At 68.1% G+C, this 15,847-nt stretch carries 16 protein-coding genes; 6 read left to right on the forward strand and 10 right to left on the reverse strand.

From position 1 onward, the window contains the following. Window positions 1-284 precede the first annotated feature (284 nt). Both ACN20X_RS28485 and ACN20X_RS28490 read right to left on the reverse strand, forming a co-directional pair. Window positions 285-1,274, reverse strand: a complete 990-nt coding sequence (locus ACN20X_RS28485) for a porin (protein WP_016450048.1) — start codon at window positions 1,272-1,274, stop codon at window positions 285-287. Between the two features lie 413 nt (window positions 1,275-1,687). Beyond that, the gene (locus ACN20X_RS28490; RefSeq protein WP_016450047.1) at window positions 1,688-3,370 is read right to left on the reverse strand and encodes an MFS transporter; all 1,683 of its coding nucleotides are present in this window, start codon (window positions 3,368-3,370) and stop codon (window positions 1,688-1,690) included. Between the two features lie 303 nt (window positions 3,371-3,673). Here ACN20X_RS28490 and ACN20X_RS28495 point away from each other — a divergent pair, with 303 nt between their 5' ends. The 4 genes from ACN20X_RS28495 (at window position 3,674) to ACN20X_RS28510 (ending at window position 7,403) form a co-directional block, all read left to right on the forward strand. Next, window positions 3,674-3,982: a DUF485 domain-containing protein gene (locus ACN20X_RS28495; protein WP_012207753.1), complete on the forward strand. Its 309-nt coding sequence runs from the start codon at window positions 3,674-3,676 to the stop codon at window positions 3,980-3,982. Further along, window positions 3,979-5,712, forward strand: coding sequence for a cation acetate symporter (locus tag ACN20X_RS28500; RefSeq protein WP_016450046.1), 1,734 nt, complete (start codon window positions 3,979-3,981; stop codon window positions 5,710-5,712). The genes ACN20X_RS28495 and ACN20X_RS28500 overlap by 4 nt, the downstream gene beginning before the upstream one ends. Window positions 5,713-5,922: 210 nt before the next feature. Beyond that, complete coding sequence (locus ACN20X_RS28505) at window positions 5,923-6,558, forward strand: YbhB/YbcL family Raf kinase inhibitor-like protein (protein WP_392451377.1); 636 nt, start codon at window positions 5,923-5,925, stop codon at window positions 6,556-6,558. Next, window positions 6,555-7,403, forward strand: coding sequence for a helix-turn-helix domain-containing protein (locus tag ACN20X_RS28510; RefSeq protein WP_473210139.1), 849 nt, complete (start codon window positions 6,555-6,557; stop codon window positions 7,401-7,403). The genes ACN20X_RS28505 and ACN20X_RS28510 overlap by 4 nt, the downstream gene beginning before the upstream one ends. Here the strand turns inward: ACN20X_RS28510 and ACN20X_RS28515 are convergent. The 7 genes from ACN20X_RS28515 to ACN20X_RS28545 all read right to left on the reverse strand — a co-directional run bounded on the left by ACN20X_RS28515 (window position 7,379) and on the right by ACN20X_RS28545 (window position 13,295). Continuing rightward, window positions 7,379-8,068 carry a 3'-5' exonuclease gene (locus ACN20X_RS28515; protein ID WP_209671743.1) on the reverse strand — a complete coding sequence of 230 codons (690 nt, stop codon included), beginning with the start codon at window positions 8,066-8,068 and terminating at the stop codon, window positions 7,379-7,381. The genes ACN20X_RS28510 and ACN20X_RS28515 overlap by 25 nt on opposite strands. Then, the gene (locus tag ACN20X_RS28520; RefSeq protein WP_209671741.1) at window positions 8,065-9,918 is read right to left on the reverse strand and encodes a putative nucleotidyltransferase substrate binding domain-containing protein; all 1,854 of its coding nucleotides are present in this window, start codon (window positions 9,916-9,918) and stop codon (window positions 8,065-8,067) included. Before ACN20X_RS28520 ends, ACN20X_RS28515 begins: the two co-directional genes overlap by 4 nt. Next, window positions 9,919-10,554 carry a DsbA family protein gene (locus ACN20X_RS28525; protein WP_034363224.1) on the reverse strand — a complete coding sequence of 212 codons (636 nt, stop codon included), beginning with the start codon at window positions 10,552-10,554 and terminating at the stop codon, window positions 9,919-9,921. Between the two features lie 33 nt (window positions 10,555-10,587). After that, window positions 10,588-10,833, reverse strand: coding sequence for a DUF1289 domain-containing protein (locus ACN20X_RS28530; RefSeq protein WP_016450040.1), 246 nt, complete (start codon window positions 10,831-10,833; stop codon window positions 10,588-10,590). Further along, on the reverse strand, window positions 10,830-11,333 hold the full coding sequence (locus ACN20X_RS28535; RefSeq protein ID WP_016452780.1) for a YbaK/EbsC family protein: 504 nt from the start codon (window positions 11,331-11,333) through the stop codon (window positions 10,830-10,832). Before ACN20X_RS28535 ends, ACN20X_RS28530 begins: the two co-directional genes overlap by 4 nt. A 2-nt stretch (window positions 11,334-11,335) precedes the next feature. After that, on the reverse strand, window positions 11,336-12,277 hold the full coding sequence (locus tag ACN20X_RS28540) for a hydroxymethylglutaryl-CoA lyase (protein ID WP_016452781.1): 942 nt from the start codon (window positions 12,275-12,277) through the stop codon (window positions 11,336-11,338). 109 nt (window positions 12,278-12,386) lie between these two features. After that, a complete protein-coding gene (locus ACN20X_RS28545; RefSeq protein ID WP_012207762.1) occupies window positions 12,387-13,295 on the reverse strand; it encodes a LysR family transcriptional regulator in 909 nt (302 codons plus the stop codon). A gap of 91 nt (window positions 13,296-13,386) precedes the next feature. Here ACN20X_RS28545 and ACN20X_RS28550 point away from each other — a divergent pair, with 91 nt between their 5' ends. Together ACN20X_RS28550 and ACN20X_RS28555 are read left to right on the forward strand one after the other, a co-directional pair. Beyond that, complete coding sequence (locus ACN20X_RS28550) at window positions 13,387-14,349, forward strand: 3-hydroxyacyl-CoA dehydrogenase family protein (RefSeq protein ID WP_016452782.1); 963 nt, start codon at window positions 13,387-13,389, stop codon at window positions 14,347-14,349. Between the two features lie 142 nt (window positions 14,350-14,491). Then, window positions 14,492-14,860 carry a Bug family tripartite tricarboxylate transporter substrate binding protein gene (locus tag ACN20X_RS28555; protein ID WP_016452783.1) on the forward strand — a complete coding sequence of 123 codons (369 nt, stop codon included), beginning with the start codon at window positions 14,492-14,494 and terminating at the stop codon, window positions 14,858-14,860. A gap of 9 nt (window positions 14,861-14,869) precedes the next feature. On the opposite strand, the gene ACN20X_RS28560 is transcribed toward ACN20X_RS28555, so the two are convergent. Then, entirely contained in the window at window positions 14,870-15,790 is a 921-nt protein-coding gene (locus tag ACN20X_RS28560) for a 2-hydroxyacid dehydrogenase (protein WP_016452784.1), read from the reverse strand. Window positions 15,791-15,847 lie beyond the last annotated feature (57 nt).

Raw genomic sequence — 15,847 nt, forward strand, 5'->3', positions numbered from 1 at the left:
AGTCCGGGGCTCGTGCCTCTTTCAAGGCCTTACTTGGCCATCTGCACGGAGGCAGGCATGGCCTGCCCGTCCGGCACGCCCTTCACCTGGGTGATGGCCAGCAGCGACACGACAACAAAGGCCAGGCAACCGGCCGCGATGATCCTCATGGGTATTTCCTTGATCAGGCTGTGAAAAGACGGGCCCAGACAAAAAGGCCCCGCACCTTTCGGTACGAGGCCTGATGGCAGGCAGGTGCTGATTGGAACAGACCTGCTTTGCTCGCGGCTTACGCCGCGCGGCGATCAGAATGCGTGGCGCACGCCGACGGCGAAGGACGAGAAGTCCGCGCCCTTCACGCCGGTCATGTAGTTGGCGCCGGCCTTGTTGTCCACCTTGGTGTAGTAGCCGTAGACCTTGGTGCGCTTGCTCAGGTTGTAGTTGTAGCCCAGGGTCCACTGGTTGGCGCCGGAGTCGGCAATGTTGCTCCACTTGTTGGCGTGGCCCAGGTTCACGTGGAACTCGGAAGCGCCCAGGGTGTACATGCCCGACAGACGGAAGTTGTTGCGCGTGCCGCGGATTTCTTCGTCGTTGCGCTGGTAGTAGCCGCCCAGCACGAACTGGCCGAGAGTGTAGGCAGCGCGGAAGGCCAGCTGCTTGTCTTCGTCGAACTGGCTGTAGCCGGCGCCCAGGGCCAGGGGGCCCACGTTGTAGTTGGCGGCCAGGTCGTAGCCGTTCTTCTTCTTGGCCAGGGCGGTGGCCTTCTCGTGCATGGAGACCGAGCCTTCCACCGTCAGGCCGCCGAAGTTGGGCGTGGTGTAGGAGATCTTGTTGGCGGTGCCCAGGCCGCTGGCGAACCAGACGGGATCGAAGTACAGCGCGTCGGAGGACGAACCCGTGTCATGGTTGTGCATGCTCACGTAGTCGGCCGTGGCGAAGTACGAGCCGGGGAAGAAGTTGCCCAGGCGCAGCATACCGAAGTTGCCCGACAGGTTCACTTCGCTCTGGCGGCCGAAGGTCAGCGCGCCGGTGGAGGAGGAGCCCATGCCGGTGTCGGAAGCGAAGCCGCTTTCCAGCACGAAGCCGGCCTTCAGGCCGCCGCCCAGATCTTCGACACCGCGCATGCCCCAACGCGAGGAGTTGTTCTCCATCTTGCTGACGCTTTCGTCACCGATCTTCTGGCGCTCGATCGTGGTGTTGATACGGCCATAGATCGTGACGCTGCTTTGCGCCATCACGGTGGTGGAACCCAGCACGGCCAGCACGGCCAGGGCAACGCGGTTCATCTTGATCATCTCGGCATCTCCTTGGGATTGTTGAGTGGGTATTCTTGAAATCTCAGGGCCGACTCCGGCTCTAGATCAGTGCCATTTGCGGCTGCTGCGAATTCTAGGTGCGGGCATGTCAAAAAATGTACGGCCGCCTCTGAAAATGCGCGATCTGATGCTTTGCTGCCACAGGCATGACATGGAAAACCAGTAGAAGCGCCATACGAAAAAAGCCCATGGCAAACCGCCATGGGCTTTCGTCAATGCAGCGCCACAAAACACAGTCGGATACTGCGCACACCGCATGCAACCGGCGCGGCCCCAACTCAGAGACGCCGAGCAAGAGCAGCCTCGCGGCGATGGCGTCGTCCCCCTCCCGCGAAGCGAGAGAAGGCGCCGTGCATACGGGGGAAGGCGCGTCAGCGCCTCAGGGGGAGCCCTCAATCATTCGCGTAGATATCCACATCCTTGGTCTCGCGCAGGAACAGCGTGCCGATGATGGCCGTGGCGCCCGCGATGACGATGGGATACCAGAGGCCGCTGTACATGTTGCCGGTCTGGGCCACGATGGCGAACGACATGGTGGGCAGGAGGCCGCCGAACCAGCCATTGCCGATGTGGTACGGCAGGCTCATGGAGGTATAGCGGATGCGGGTGGGGAACAGCTCCACCAGCATGGCGGCGATGGGGCCGTAGACCATGGTCACGAGGATGACCAGGTAGGTCAGGATGGCGACCATCATCACCTTGTTCATCTTCGCAGGGTCGGCCTTGGTGGGATAGCCGTCCTCGGCCAGCACCTTGGCCACGGTCTTCTTGAACTCGGCGTCCTTGGCCTTGGCTTCCTCGGGGCTCAGGCCCTTGACGGAGAACGAGGGGATCTCGGTGCTGCCGATGCGGATGAAGGCCGTCTTGCCGGGCGCTGCGTCCTCGGAGTCATAGCTGACCGAGCCGGCGGCCAGCAGCTGCTTGGCCACGTCGCAGGAACTGGTGAACTTGGAAGTGCCCGTGGGATTGAACTGGAACGAGCATTCCTTGGGATCGGCAACGATCACCACCTTGCTCTTGGCCTGGGCCGCGGCCAGGTCGGGGTTGGCCGCCTCGGTCAGCGCCTTGAACACGGGAAAGTAGGTCACCACGGCCAGCACGCAGCCCAGCATGATGATGGGCTTGCGGCCTATCTTGTCGGACAGCGAGCCGAAGATCACGAAGAACGGCGTGCCGATGATCAGCGCCGCCGCGATCAGCAGGTTGGCCGTCACCGCATCGACCTTGAGCTGCTGGGTCAGGAAGAACAGCGCATAGAACTGGCCCGTGTACCAGACGACAGCCTGGCCGGCGGTCAGGCCGATCAGCGCCAGGATCACGATCTTGAGGTTGCGCCACTGGCCGAAGGACTCGGACAGCGGAGCCTTGGAGACCTTGCCCTCGGCCTTCATCTTCTGGAAGGCTGGCGACTCGGACAGCGTCATGCGGATCCACACCGAGATGCCCAGCAGCACGATGGACAGCAGGAAGGGAATGCGCCAGCCCCAGTCCGCGAAGGCCTGCTCGCCGATGGAGGTGCGCACGCCCAGGATCACCAGCAGCGACAGGAACAGGCCCAGCGTTGCCGTGGTCTGTATCCACGAGGTGTAGGCGCCGCGCTTGCCGTGCGGCGCGTGCTCGGCCACATAGGTGGCCGCACCGCCGTACTCGCCGCCCAGGGCCAGGCCCTGCAGCATGCGCAGGCCGATGAGGATCACCGGCGCCGCCACGCCGATGCTGGCGTAGGTGGGCAGGATGCCGACGATGAAGGTCGACAGGCCCATGATCAGGATGGTCACGAGGAAGGTGTACTTGCGGCCGATCATGTCGCCCAGCCGCCCGAACACCAGTGCACCGAAGGGCCGCACGATGAAGCCGGCCGCGAAGGCCAGCAGCGCGAAGATGAAGGCCGATCCCGCATCGAGCCCGCTGAAGAATTGCTTGGCGATGATGGCCGCCAGCGATCCGTAGAGATAGAAGTCGTACCACTCGAAAACCGTGCCTAGCGACGAGGCAAAGATCACCTTGCGTTCTTCCGGAGTCATGGGCCGCGGGGTCGCCTTGACCCCCGCGCCTTGCGATGCGTTGATAGCCATGTCTGTCTCCTTGATTTATTGAATATTTAGCGGGCTTGCCATAGGCCCGCCGATTCACTATCCGCCTGCCTGCTGACGCGAATCTGACTCACCTCTTACAGAAATTGACGGCGAACTGAACGATTTCTTACTAACTCAGCAGCAACCCTGATGCCGTCTTTTTCCATGTGAAAAGCACCGTAAAAACCCTGGCAAACCATGCTGCACTGCGTAAGCACTCGGTCAGAAGCGCTTTCCAGAATGCGCCGCAAGGCTGCAGATCCATGGGGCTGCCGCCGCGATTCCAACTTCAGGAGACAAACCATGACCGATCCGGTGGTAGACAAGATACAGCGCCATCCCAAATACCAGGAGCTGCGATCCAGACGCAATCGCCTGGGCCTTTTTCTGACGCTGCTGATGCTGGTCGTTTATTACGGCTATATCGCGCTGATTGCCTTCGACAAATCCTTTCTGGCCCAGCCCATTGGCGCGGGCGTGACCTCGCTGGGCATTCCTATCGCCATGGGCGTGATCGTGTTCTCGGTGATCGTCACCGGCCTCTACGTGCGCCGTGCCAATGGCGAGTACGACAAGCTCACCCAGGACATCCTGAAGGACGCCACGAAATGAAGAATTCCGCACAACGCATGCTGCTGGCGCCCGCCGTGGCGCTGGCCCTGACGGGGCCCGTGCTGGCCGCCGGCGGCGATGTCGGCGTGGCCGCCAAGCAGGCCACCAACTGGACCGCCATCATTCTCTTCACGGCCTTCGTCGTGGCCACGCTGTGGATCACCAAGTGGGCCGCGGGCCGCACCAAGTCGGCCGCCGACTTCTATACGGCCGGCGGCGGCATCACGGGCTTTCAGAACGGCCTGGCGATTGCGGGCGACTACATGTCGGCCGCCTCCTTCCTGGGCATCTCGGCCTCGGTCATGGCCAGCGGCTATGACGGCCTCATCTACTCCATCGGCTTCCTGGTGGGCTGGCCCATCCTGACCTTCCTGCTGGCCGAGCGCCTGCGCAACCTGGGCAAGTTCACCTTCGCCGACGTGGCCGGCTACCGCTTCTCCCAGACACCGTTCCGCGCCTTCGCGGCCAGCGGCACGCTGGTGGTGGTGGCCTTCTACCTGATCGCGCAGATGGTGGGCGCGGGCCAGCTGATCAAGCTGCTGTTCGGCCTGGACTACTGGATCGCCGTGGTGCTGGTGGGCGGCCTGATGATGATCTACGTGCTGTTCGGCGGCATGACGGCCACGACCTGGGTGCAGATCATCAAGGCCTGCATGCTGCTGGCCGGCGTGACCTTCATGGGCTTCATGGTGCTGGCCAAGTACGGCTTCAGCCCCGAGGCGCTGTTCGCCGAAGGCGTGCGCGTGCGCTCCGAGATCGCTGCCAACAACGGCGCCGACCCCTCGGCCGCCGCCAAGGCGGGCCTGGCCATCATGGGCCCGGGCGGCTTCATCAAGGACCCGATCTCGGCCATCAGCTTCGGCATGGCGCTGATGTTCGGCACGCTGGGCCTACCCCACATCCTGATGCGCTTCTTCACCGTGCCCGACGCCAAGGAAGCGCGCAAGAGCGTGTTCTGGGCCACGACCTGGATCGGCTACTTCTACGTGCTGATCTTCATCATCGGCTTCGGCGCCATCACCCTGGTGCTGACCAACCCCGAGATGGCCGACACGGTCAAGGGCGTGATCCACGGCGGCGCGGGCACGGCCAACATGGCGGCCGTGCTGGTGGCCAAGAGCGTGGGCGGCGACGTGTTCTACGGCTTCATCTCGGCCGTGGCCTTCGCCACCATCCTGGCCGTGGTCGCGGGCCTGACGCTGTCGGGCGCCTCGGCCGTATCGCATGACCTGTACGCCACCGTGATCAAGAAGGGCAAGGCCGACAGCGCCGCCGAGCTGCGCGTCTCGCGCATCACCACGCTGACGCTGGGCGCCATCGCCGTGCTGCTGGGCATCGTGTTCGAGAAGCAGAACATTGCCTTCATGGTGTCGCTGGCCTTCGCGGTCGCGGCCTCGGCCAACTTCCCCCCGCTGCTGCTGTCGGTGCTGTGGAAGGACTGCACGACCAAGGGCGCCGTGATCGGCGGCTTCATGGGCCTGGCGTCCTCGGTGGGCCTGACCATCGTCTCGCCCCCGGTCTGGGAAGCCACGCTGGGCAACCCCGCAGGCTCGGCATGGTTCCCCTATGCATCGCCCGCGCTGTTCTCCATGACCATCGGCTTCGTGGGCGTGTGGCTGTTCTCGGTGCTCGACAAGAGTGCCCAGGCCGCCAGGGAACGCGCCGTGTTCCCCGCGCAGCAGGTGCGTTCGGAAACGGGTCTGGGAGCTTCGGGCGCCTCCGGCCACTGAGCTGCCGAAGCGGCAACCACGCACAAGCCGGGCCATGCGCCCGGCTTTTTTTCATCCCTCGCCACACCAGAGACACTCAGTTTGATCGGCTGGAGAAGCCTTTTGAGCGGATGGGCGATGTCCTGCGTTTTCCCCGCCCCTAGACTCGGGGGTCTGCCGAGCGCTTCGTGCAGCATGACTTCTCTCTTCAACGCACAGGATCCATCCGACATGCAACTCACCAGCCAAAGCTTCCAGGACGGCCAGGCCATCCCCGGCGAATTCGCGTTCGCCGTGCCCGATGCGGCATCCCACGTGGCGCTGTCGTCCAACCGCAATCCGCACCTTGCCTGGAGCGGCGTACCGGCGGGCACGCAGTCCTTCGTCGTGGTCTGCCACGATCCCGACGTGCCCAGCCGCGGCGACGATGTGAACCAGGAAGGCCGCGAAGTGCCGGCCAGCCTGCCGCGCGTGGACTTCTTCCACTGGCTGCTGCTGGACATTCCGGCCGCCACCACCGAGATCGCGGCAGGTGCCCAGTCCGACGGCGTCACGCCGCGCGGCAAGAGCGGCCCGGCCGCCCCCGGCGGCCTGCGCCACGGCATCAACGACTACACGGGCTGGTTCGCGGGCGACGAGCAGATGAAGGGCGACTACTACGGCTACGACGGCCCCTGCCCCCCGTGGAACGACAGCATCGTCCACCACTACGTCTTCACCGTCTATGCGCTGGCCACGCCCACGCTGGCGGTCTCCGGCGAACTGACCGGCGCCAATGTGCGCGCGGCGCTGCAAGCCGGCCAGGTGCTGGGCAAGGCCAGCATCACCGGCCTGTACAGCCTGAACCCTGCGGTCTGCGCCGCTTGAACCTGAACGGCGACCCGGTGCCCGGCAGCCACTGGCTGCTGCCTTCTGCCGCCCCCGTGGTGCGGGCCGGCCTGTGCAGCCTGGCGCAGCCCAGCCTGCGCCAGGCCCGGCATACGCCGCGCTTCCTGTTCCATGAAGCCTGCCTGCTGCTGGTGGCGGCAGGCAGGCTGGACCTGCACGACGGCAGCCACCAGACCACGGTGGACACGCCCTCTTGCCTGCTGCTGGTGCAGGCGCATACCAGCGCCGATCTGATGAAGACACCGGGCAGCGGCGGACAGCCCTTTCGCTCCGTGCTGCTGGCACTGTCGCCCGAGCTGCTGGAGGCGTTCCACCGCACACGCGCCCAGCCCGCAGCGCTGCCGCAGGACGAGCAGGCCTTTCGGCAACTGCCGCTGGACGATGACCTGCAAGACGCTCTGCGGCAGGTGCTGGCCAGCGTGCCGTCGCCGACTCTCAGCGACGAACGGCTGCGCTACCGGCTGATGGACCTGCTCGCCGCGCTCGCGGAGCGCGGCCACCTCCTGCGCCGCGCGGGCCCGCCCGGCACGGCCTCGCGCCTGCGCACCCTCATTGCCCAGGCGCCCCAGCAGCACTGGACAGCGCACAGCGCCGGCATCGCGCTGGCCATGAGCGAGGCCACGCTGCGCCGGCGCCTGGCCGGCGAGGGCGTCCGCTTCGAGGAACTGCTGGTGGACACGCGCATGCACCACGCCATGCTGCTGGTGCAGACCACCGGCTGGAGCCTGCAACACATCGCCCAGGCCTGTGGCTACCAGTCGCGTGCGCGCTTTTCGGAGCGCTTCCGTGCGCGCTTCGGCTATTCGCCGTCCGCCTTGCGCTGATGCAGCGGGGCCGGCGTCCCGCCGGCCAGCCTGCGCAGCTTGATGAAGGCCAGCGCTGCCATCACGGCGTCGTTGAGCGCGTCGTGGGCCTCGCGCCGGGGCAGGCCCAGGTCGGCCATCAGCGTGGCAAAGCGCAGGTCGATCTCGGGCGCCTGCTGCTGCCAGGGCAGCAGCTGCCGGAAGCGGTGGTCGTAGTACAGGGCCGAGACTTCGATGCGCTCGTTGGGCAGGCCCGTGCCCAGCCAGGGGCGCAGCACGCGCTCGATCATGGCCACGTCGAATTCCAGGTAGTAGCCGACCAGCGGCCGGCTGCCGATGAAGCGCAGCAGCTGCGCGAGCGCGTCCTCGATGGCCAGGCCCCGGGCCAGGTCGCGCTCGCGCAGGCGGTGGATGCGCACGCTGTCCGCTGGCACGCTGCGCGAGGGGCGCACCAGCAGCTCCAGGCGCTCGCTGGACAGGATGCGCTCTCCCACGATGTGCACGGCGCCGATGGAGACGATCTCGTCGCTGCGCACGTCCAGGCCTGTGGTCTCGCAGTCCAGCGCCACCCATTCGCCGGGCGGCGGCGCACCGAAAAGGAAGTCATAGGCGGGGTCCGCCAGCCTGCGCCGCTGCCAGTTGCGCCGCAGGCCCGCCACCCATTTCGACAGGGGTGCCGCGCTCATACCGCGTCCAGCCGCAGGCGCTGGCGCAGCAGTTCCCGAAAGCGCCGCACCACGGCCAGCGTGTCCTTGAGCAGATCACGCTCCAGGCTGCTCAGGCGCGCCGGGTCCACATGGCCGGTGACGGTCCGGCCCAGGTCGATCTCGGCCAGGCCCGCCTGCAGGCGCAGGCCCATGAGAAAGTGCAGTCCTTCAAGCAGTTCGCGGCCCTGGACTTCATCGAGCACGCCTTCGGCCACCAGGGCCGCCAGGCGCTCGGCCGTTCCCGTGGCGGCGATGTGGTGGGCCAGCGCCAGGCTGCGCACGCCGTGGACGATGGGAAAGATGCCGGCCTTCTTGAGGTGCACGGGCGCCCCCTCGTCACCACGGCCCAGCAGCCGCTCCCACCAGCTGCCCGGCTCGTGCGCGAAGGCGTCGACGGCCGAGGCAAAGCGCGCCACCTGGGCGTCGCTGTCCAGGGCCAGCGCCATCAGGTCCCGCCGAACCTGCGCGAGCAAGGCTGCATCGCCTGCCACGGCGTGGGCGTCCAGAAAGATGGCCAGGTGCATCAGCCCTTGCGGGCTGGGCAGGATCAGCCATTCGCGCACACGACGGCCAAAGTCGGCCACCGTGCCGCGCCACAGCGGATTGCTGAGCATGATGCCGCCCGGGCATTCGGGGTAGCCGAAGCGCTGCAGCTGCGCGGAAAAGCGCGCGCAGATGGCATCGAGGTCCTGGGGCGGCACATAGCCGTCGCGCAGCAGCAGGCCGTTGTCCTGGTCGGTCTTGAGCAATTGCTCGCCGCGCCCCTCGCTGCCCATGACGAAGAGGCAGCTGTGGGCCACCAGGTCCGGCGGCGCCAGCATCTGCCAGGCACGCTCGAACAAACGGGCATTGAGCTGCTGCACCAGGCGCGCCATGAGGGCAATGCGCGTGCCGCCCCGGTGCAGGGCGGCCACCAGGCGCGTGATCTGGGCGGCGGCCTGCTCCAGCGCCTGCAGGTCGGCAGCCTGCTCGATCTGCACGGTGATCAGGTGGGAGTGGTTGGCCAGGAAGCTGAACAGGTCCAGCGCCTCCAGGATGCCCAGCACCTGGCCCTGTGCATCGAGCACGGCCAGCCGGTGCACGCGCGCACGCAGCAGCACGACCAGGGCATCGCCCAGCTGGTCGTCGGCGCGCACGGTGAACACAGGCTGGCTGGCGAACTCGCCCACGGCCAGCCGCTCCAGCGGGCGGCCGTCGAGGATGGCGCGCTGCAGCGTGGTGCCCGTGAAGATGCCCAGGCCGCCCTGCGGCAGTCCCGAGACCAGCACGCTGGTCGTGCGCTCGGCATGGAACAGGCGCACCACGGAGACGATGTCGGTGGCCGCATCCACCACATGGGCGGCACGCAGATAGGCCTGGTCCACGCGCGCCAGCGTCAGCGACTGCAATTCGTGCCGGTCGGCGCGCTGGGCCAATGTGCCCAGCTTGTGGCCCAGGTCGGAGAACAGCAGGGCGCCAAAGGCCGTGTTGCGCGCGATCAGCTCGCCCACGGTTTCGCGCGCAAGCTGGTAGGCGATGAGTTCCTCGGCCACGGTGAAGCGGCTGCCTGTGCGGCCGGCCACCAGGGCGCGGCCGTCGAAGCTGTCGTCGGGGCCGTAGCTGGCCAGGACCTCGTCGCCCTCGGTCTGCACCACATGGCCCTTGATGATGACGAAGAGGTGGGTGGGCGCCGAGCCGGCGTCCAGCACCACGGCGCCCTCGGGGAAGTAGGCGATGTCCACGCCATCGCGCACCAGCGCTTGTTCGTCGGGCGTGAGGCAGTCGAAGGGCGAGGCGGCGAAGTTGAAGGCGTTGGGCATGGGGCGGGGCCGTTGTTCCAGCCCCGCCATTCAAACCTTCAGGCCTTGCTCCACGCTTGCAGCCGCGTCCCAGCCGCTGTCGAACCAGCTGTCGCCTTCCAGGTAGGCGCGCAGCATGGGCAGGCTGTCCAGGCCCCAGAAGAGGCGGCCGTCGACTTCCCAGGCCGGCACGCCGAACAGGCCTTGCGCGGCCGCGGCGTCGGTGTTCTCGCGCAGCAGGCGCTTGGCGTTGTCCGCCGCATCCGTGCGCAGCTGTGGCGCCAGCGTGGCGCGCAGGGCGTCGAGCCGCGCAGGGTCCAGCGCGTCGGCGCCGCCCAGCCAGACATGGCGCAGCACCGTGCCCGCGACAAAGCGGTTGACCGTGCCGTCGTCGCTGCATTCCAGCGCCAGGCGCAGCAGCGGCAGCGGGTTGAACGGATGGCGGGCCGGCATGTCCAGCCCCACGCCCGTGGCATGGCCCAGCCAGCTCACATGGCGGTAGGTCCACTCGCGCTTGCCCGCGATGCCGGCCGGCCCCGGGTTGGCATGGCGCTGCAGCAGCGCGCCCAGCAGCACGGGGCGGTACTGCATGTGGTGGCTGATGCCCTGCAGGGCCTGAGGCAGTTGCTCGAAGGCCAGCCAGGCATAGGGCGAGACGAAGTCGAGATGGAAGGTGATCTGCTTCATGGCGGCAGGCTCCTGCAGTGCAGTCCAGGGGGTCTAGGGGACGGCGACCGTGATGCCCGCACGCTCGAGCAGCGCGTTCCAGATGACCAGGCGCTGCGACGCATCGGACTTGGACCAGGCACGGATCTCGTCGATGGTGCGAAAGCACCCTTCGCAATGGCTGCGGTCCGGCGTCATGCGGCAGACCGAGATGCAGGGCGATGGCACGGGCTCGTCGTCAGCGCGCGCAGCGAAGGCTGCGCCGGCCTTGTGGGCCAGCATTTCCTTGGGGCCCATCATGCCGCCACCTCCTGCACCACGTCGGCCCAGGGCGCACCGGCCAGGGCCTGCAGCGCGGCCGGCGTGGCCGCGAACACCGCATGCGGATGGCCGGCGGCCGCCCAGACGGTGTCGAAGCGCTGCAGTTCCCGGTCCACCAGGGTCACGGGCGTGTTGGCATGGGCCACGGGGCTGACGCCGCCGATGGAAAAACCCGTCTGCGCCTTGACGAAATCGGCATCGGCACGGCCCACGGGGCCGACCAGGGCAGCGACCTTCTTCTCGTCCACGCGGCGGTCGCCCGAGGCCACGACCAGCACGGCCACGCCGTCGCTGCGGCGGCGGAAGATGATGCTCTTGGCCACCTGGCCCACGAGGATGCCCAGCTGGTCGGCCGCTTCCTGGGCCGTGCGCGCCGCGCCGTCCAGCATGCGCGGCCCCTCGCCATGGCCGGCCTGCTGCAGGAAGGCCGCCACGCGCTGCACGCCTTCGGGAAGATGGTGGAGTTCAGATCCGCACATGCTCACACCGCCTCGCATGCAGACGCGCTGGCGCGCTTGGTGAGCAGTGCCTTGGCCACGCGCGACTGCGTGGGGCGGCCCAGGTGGTCGCTGATGAACTGGCCGGCGTCAATCAGCTTGTCCAGGTCGATACCGGTCTCTATGCCCATGCCCTGCAGCATGTAGACCACGTCCTCGGTGGCCACATTGCCTGTGGCGCCCTTGGCGTAGGGGCAGCCGCCCAGGCCCGCCACCGAGGTGTCGAACTGCCACACGCCCAGCGACAGCGCGGCCAGCGTGTTGGACACGGCCTGGCCGTAGGTGTCGTGGAAGTGGCCCGAGACATCGTCGATGGCGAAGTGCTGCAGCGTGGCCTCGATGGCCTTGCGCACCTTGACGGGCGTGCCCACGCCGATGGTGTCGGCCACGCCCACATGCTGCACGCCGATGCCCTTCATGAGGCCGGCCAGGTAGGCCACGCGCTCGGGGGCGATCTCGCCTTCGTAGGGGCAGCCCACGGTGCAGCTCATGGCGCCGCGCACGTAGATGCCCTGGGCGCGTGCGGCCTCGGCCACGGGGGCGAAGCGCTCGATGCTTTCGGCAATGGAGCAGTTGATGTTCTTCTGGCTGAAGGCCTCGCTGGCTGCGCCGAAGACCACGATCTCGTCGGGCCACAGTTCGCGCGGCGCCGACAGCGCGGCCTCCAGGCCCTTCATGTTGGGCGTGAGCACGCTGTAGCGCACGCCGGGGCGGCGGACGATGCCGGCCATGACTTCGGCGTTGTCGGCCATCTGCGGCACCCATTTGGGGCTGACGTAGCTGGTGACCTCGATTTCCTTGAGGCCGGCTTCCTGCAGGCGGTGCACCAGCTCGATCTTGACGGCGGCGGGCACGGGCTGTTTTTCATTCTGCAGGCCGTCGCGGGGGCCTACATCGACGAGTTTGACGCGGGAAGGAATGCTCATGGGGTGTTCTCACCGGGATGACGGGTACGGCCCCTATTGTCCAGTCTTGCAGGTCCGGGCACCACCCCATATCCTGCCGGGCCATGCACAACGGCTGCCAGCGCCCCGTTCAGCCCGGCAGGGCCGCCATTTCCTCGCGCAGCATCTCCACCATGCGCGCGGCAGCCGGCGACAGGCGGCGGCCGCTCAGGCGCACCAGGCCGATGGGGCGGCGCAGCACCGGCCGTGCCAGCGGGCGCGCCACCACTTCCGGCCGCTGCACCACCTGGGCGGCCAGCAGGGGCAGCGCGCTCACGCCCAGATCGGCAGCCACCATGGCCGCGATGGTGGCCAGGTGCTCCACGGCGTACTGGGGCGCAAAGCGTATGCCGTGGGTCAGCAGAGCCTCGTCGGCGTACTGCCGCACGCTGGTGCCGGCCGGCATGGAGATGTGGGGCAGATGGGCCACGTCGGCCCAGCCCAGATCGCCGCGCCCGCGCGCCAGCGCATGGCCGCGGCCCAGCAGCAGCACGAAGCGGTCGGAGGCCAGCGGCAGGTAGTCCAGGTCGGCATAGGCGGGGTTGGCCGCCGTGAGCGCAAAGTCCACGCGGCCCGCGCGCACCATGTCGAAGGCCGGCCCGGCCAGGCTGTCGAACAGCTCCAGGTGCACGCCCGGATGCTCGGCCGCAAAGCGCGCCAGCACGCGGGGCAGCAGGCCCGCAGCCAGCGAAGGCAGGGCCGCCAGCGCCAGCCGGCCCACCTGCACCTGGGCCACCTCCTGCACGCGGCGCACGGTCTCGTCCATCTGGTGGCGCAGGATGCGCGCCTGCTCGGCGAAGACCTCGCCGGCCTGGGTCAGTTCCACGGCGCGCGTGGTGCGCTCGAACAGGCGCGCGCCCAGCATCTCTTCCAGCCGCGCCAGCGTGCCCGAGACGGCCGACTGCGACAGGTGCATCTGCAGCGCCGTGCGCCGAAAGCTCAGCGAATCGGCCAGCGCCAGAAAGACATCGACCTCGCGGGCCGACCAATTGATCTTCATGGCCGATCAGTTTATCGAAAAATGCGTCTTTACCGTTCAATGACGGCTGCCTAGACTGCGCCTCAAATCCATGAAATCAGCAGGAGACAGCATGCACAGCAGTTCGCCGCGCCACGCGCGCACGGTGGTCGTCGGGGGAGGCACCATGGGTGCCGATGTGGCCGTGGTCCTGGCCCGGGGCGGCGCCCTGGTGACCGTGGTCGACCCCGGCGCGGCACGGCGCGAGCTGCTGCTGCAGCACATTGCCATCGAGCTGGCCACGGCCGGCTTTGCCCAGTGCGCGTCCCAGGTCTCGGTCTGCGCGGCGCTGGAGGATGTGGCCTGGGACGGCGTCGCCCTGGTGGTGGAATGCATCACCGAGCAGCTGGACGCCAAGCAGGCGCTGTTCGCCGAGCTGCAGGCACATGCGCCGGCCGACGCCGTGCTGGCCAGCAACAGCTCGGGCTTTCCCATCAGCGCCATCGCCAGCGGCCTGCCCACGGCGCAGCGCATGCTGGGCCTGCACTTCTTCATGCCCGCCCATTTGGTGCCACTGGTGGAAGTGGTGCTGGGAGAGCGCAGCGACCCGGCCCTGGGCCAGTGGCTGCACGCCTTCATGCGCGGCTGCGGCAGCGTGCCGGTGCTGGTGAAGAAGGACAAGCCCGGCTTTCTGGCCAACCGCATGCAGCATGCGCTGTCGCGCGAGGCCTTCGCCCTCATCGACGAGGGCATTGCCTCGCCCGAGGACGTGGATGCCGCCGTGCGCTTCGGCTTCGGCTTCCGCTTCCTGGCGGCCGGTCCCGTGCTGCAGCGCGACCATGCAGGCATCGAGGTGCACTGCGCAGCGGCCGCCACCATGTACCCCACGCTGTCCAACACCGATGTGCCGGCCCAGGCCCTGCGCGATCGCGTGGCGCGCGGCGATCTGGGCATGAAGACCGGCAAGGGCTTCTTCGACTGGCCCGAGGACCGCCGCCTGGCCGAGCGTGCACGCTACGACGCGCTGCTGCGCCAGGGCCTGGCCCTGCTGGCCAGCGAGCTGCCGGTGCCGGAGCAGGCACAGGACACGCCATGAGCACGCCGGTCCCCACGTCAAACACGTCGCAGTGGAACGACCCACTGATCATCACCGTGGCCCCCAACGGCGCCTACTAGCAGCCGGCCGACCACCGAGCCCTGCCGGTCACTCCGCAGGCGCTGGCCGCCAGGTGGGCGTGATGTTCGACATCGTGGGCAGCTCGCTGCAGCACATCCAGGGCGGGCGCCTGATCCCGCTGGCCGTCACCTCGGCAGAGCGCAGCAAGGTGCTGCCCGATGTGCCCACCATGGCCCAGGCCGGCGCGCCCGGCTACCAGATCACGGGCTGGCATGGCATTGCCGTGCGCGCGGGCACGCCGCCCGCCGCCATCGACAAACTCAATGCCACGGTCAACGCCGTCTTCAAGGACCCGGCCTTCCGCACGCGCTGGGAGGCCATAGGCACGCCGGCCGTGGGCGGCACGGCGGCCGAATTCGGCGCCTTGATCAAGAGCGATTCCCAGCGCCTGGGCGCGCTGGTGCTCAGCACCGGCGTGACGCTGGACTGAGCGCGCCCGTCAGTAGCCGCGCCGCAGGTCCACGCGGCCGCTCACGGCCTCGCCCCGGCTCAGCGCCGCGACCTTGCCCACGATCTGCTCCACGCTGTCGCGCGCCAGGGTGCGGGCCGAGGTGTGGGGCGTGAGCGTGATGCGTGGATGCCGCCAGAAAGCATGGCCGTCAGGCAGCGGCTCGGTGCGGAACACATCGAGCAACGCGCCGGACACATGGCCCCCGTCGATGGCGGCGATGAGGTCCTCGTCCGCCACATGGCCGCCGCGTCCCACGTTGATCACATAGGCGCCCGGCTGCAGCAGGGCCAGGCTGCGCGCGTCGATGATGCGGTCTGTCTCGGGCGTCAGCGGCAGCAGGTTGACGAGGATGCGGGTGGCGCGCAGAAAGGCGTCGAAGTCCTGCGGGCCGCAGAAGCCACGCACGCCGTCGATGGCATGCGGCGTACGGCTCCAGCCGTTGACGGGGAAATCGAACACCGCCAGCGCGCGCGCCACGCGCTCGCCCATGCGGCCCAGTCCCATGACGCCCACGGGGTAGTCGGCACGCCGGGGATTGGGCCGGTGCTGCCACAGGCCGGCGGCCATGTCGGCCTCGTAGCCGTCCAGGCCCCGGAAGAAGCGGATCACGGCCTGGCAGACATATTCGGCCATCTGCACGGCCATGCCGGCGTCCTCCAGGCGGTAGACGGGAAGGTCGGGCGGCAGGCGCAGCGGCAGCAGCGCATCGACGCCGGCGCCGATGTTGAACAGGGCCTTGAGGCCCGGCTGCTCGTCGATGAAGCGCTGGGGTGGCGCCCAGACCAGGGCGTAGTCGGCCTGCGGCGCGCCCGGCGACCAGATGTCCACCTCGGCGCCCGGCAGGGCCGCGCGCAGTCCTTGCAGCCAGGCGTCGGGCCTGGTGTCTTCGCAGCAGAAAGTCACTCGCATAGGTGGCCAAGCCTAACGGCCTGGCGACGCCCACGCGCGACTTTTGCGCAAAACTGT

The organism is Delftia sp. PX-1 (genome assembly GCF_055797465.1).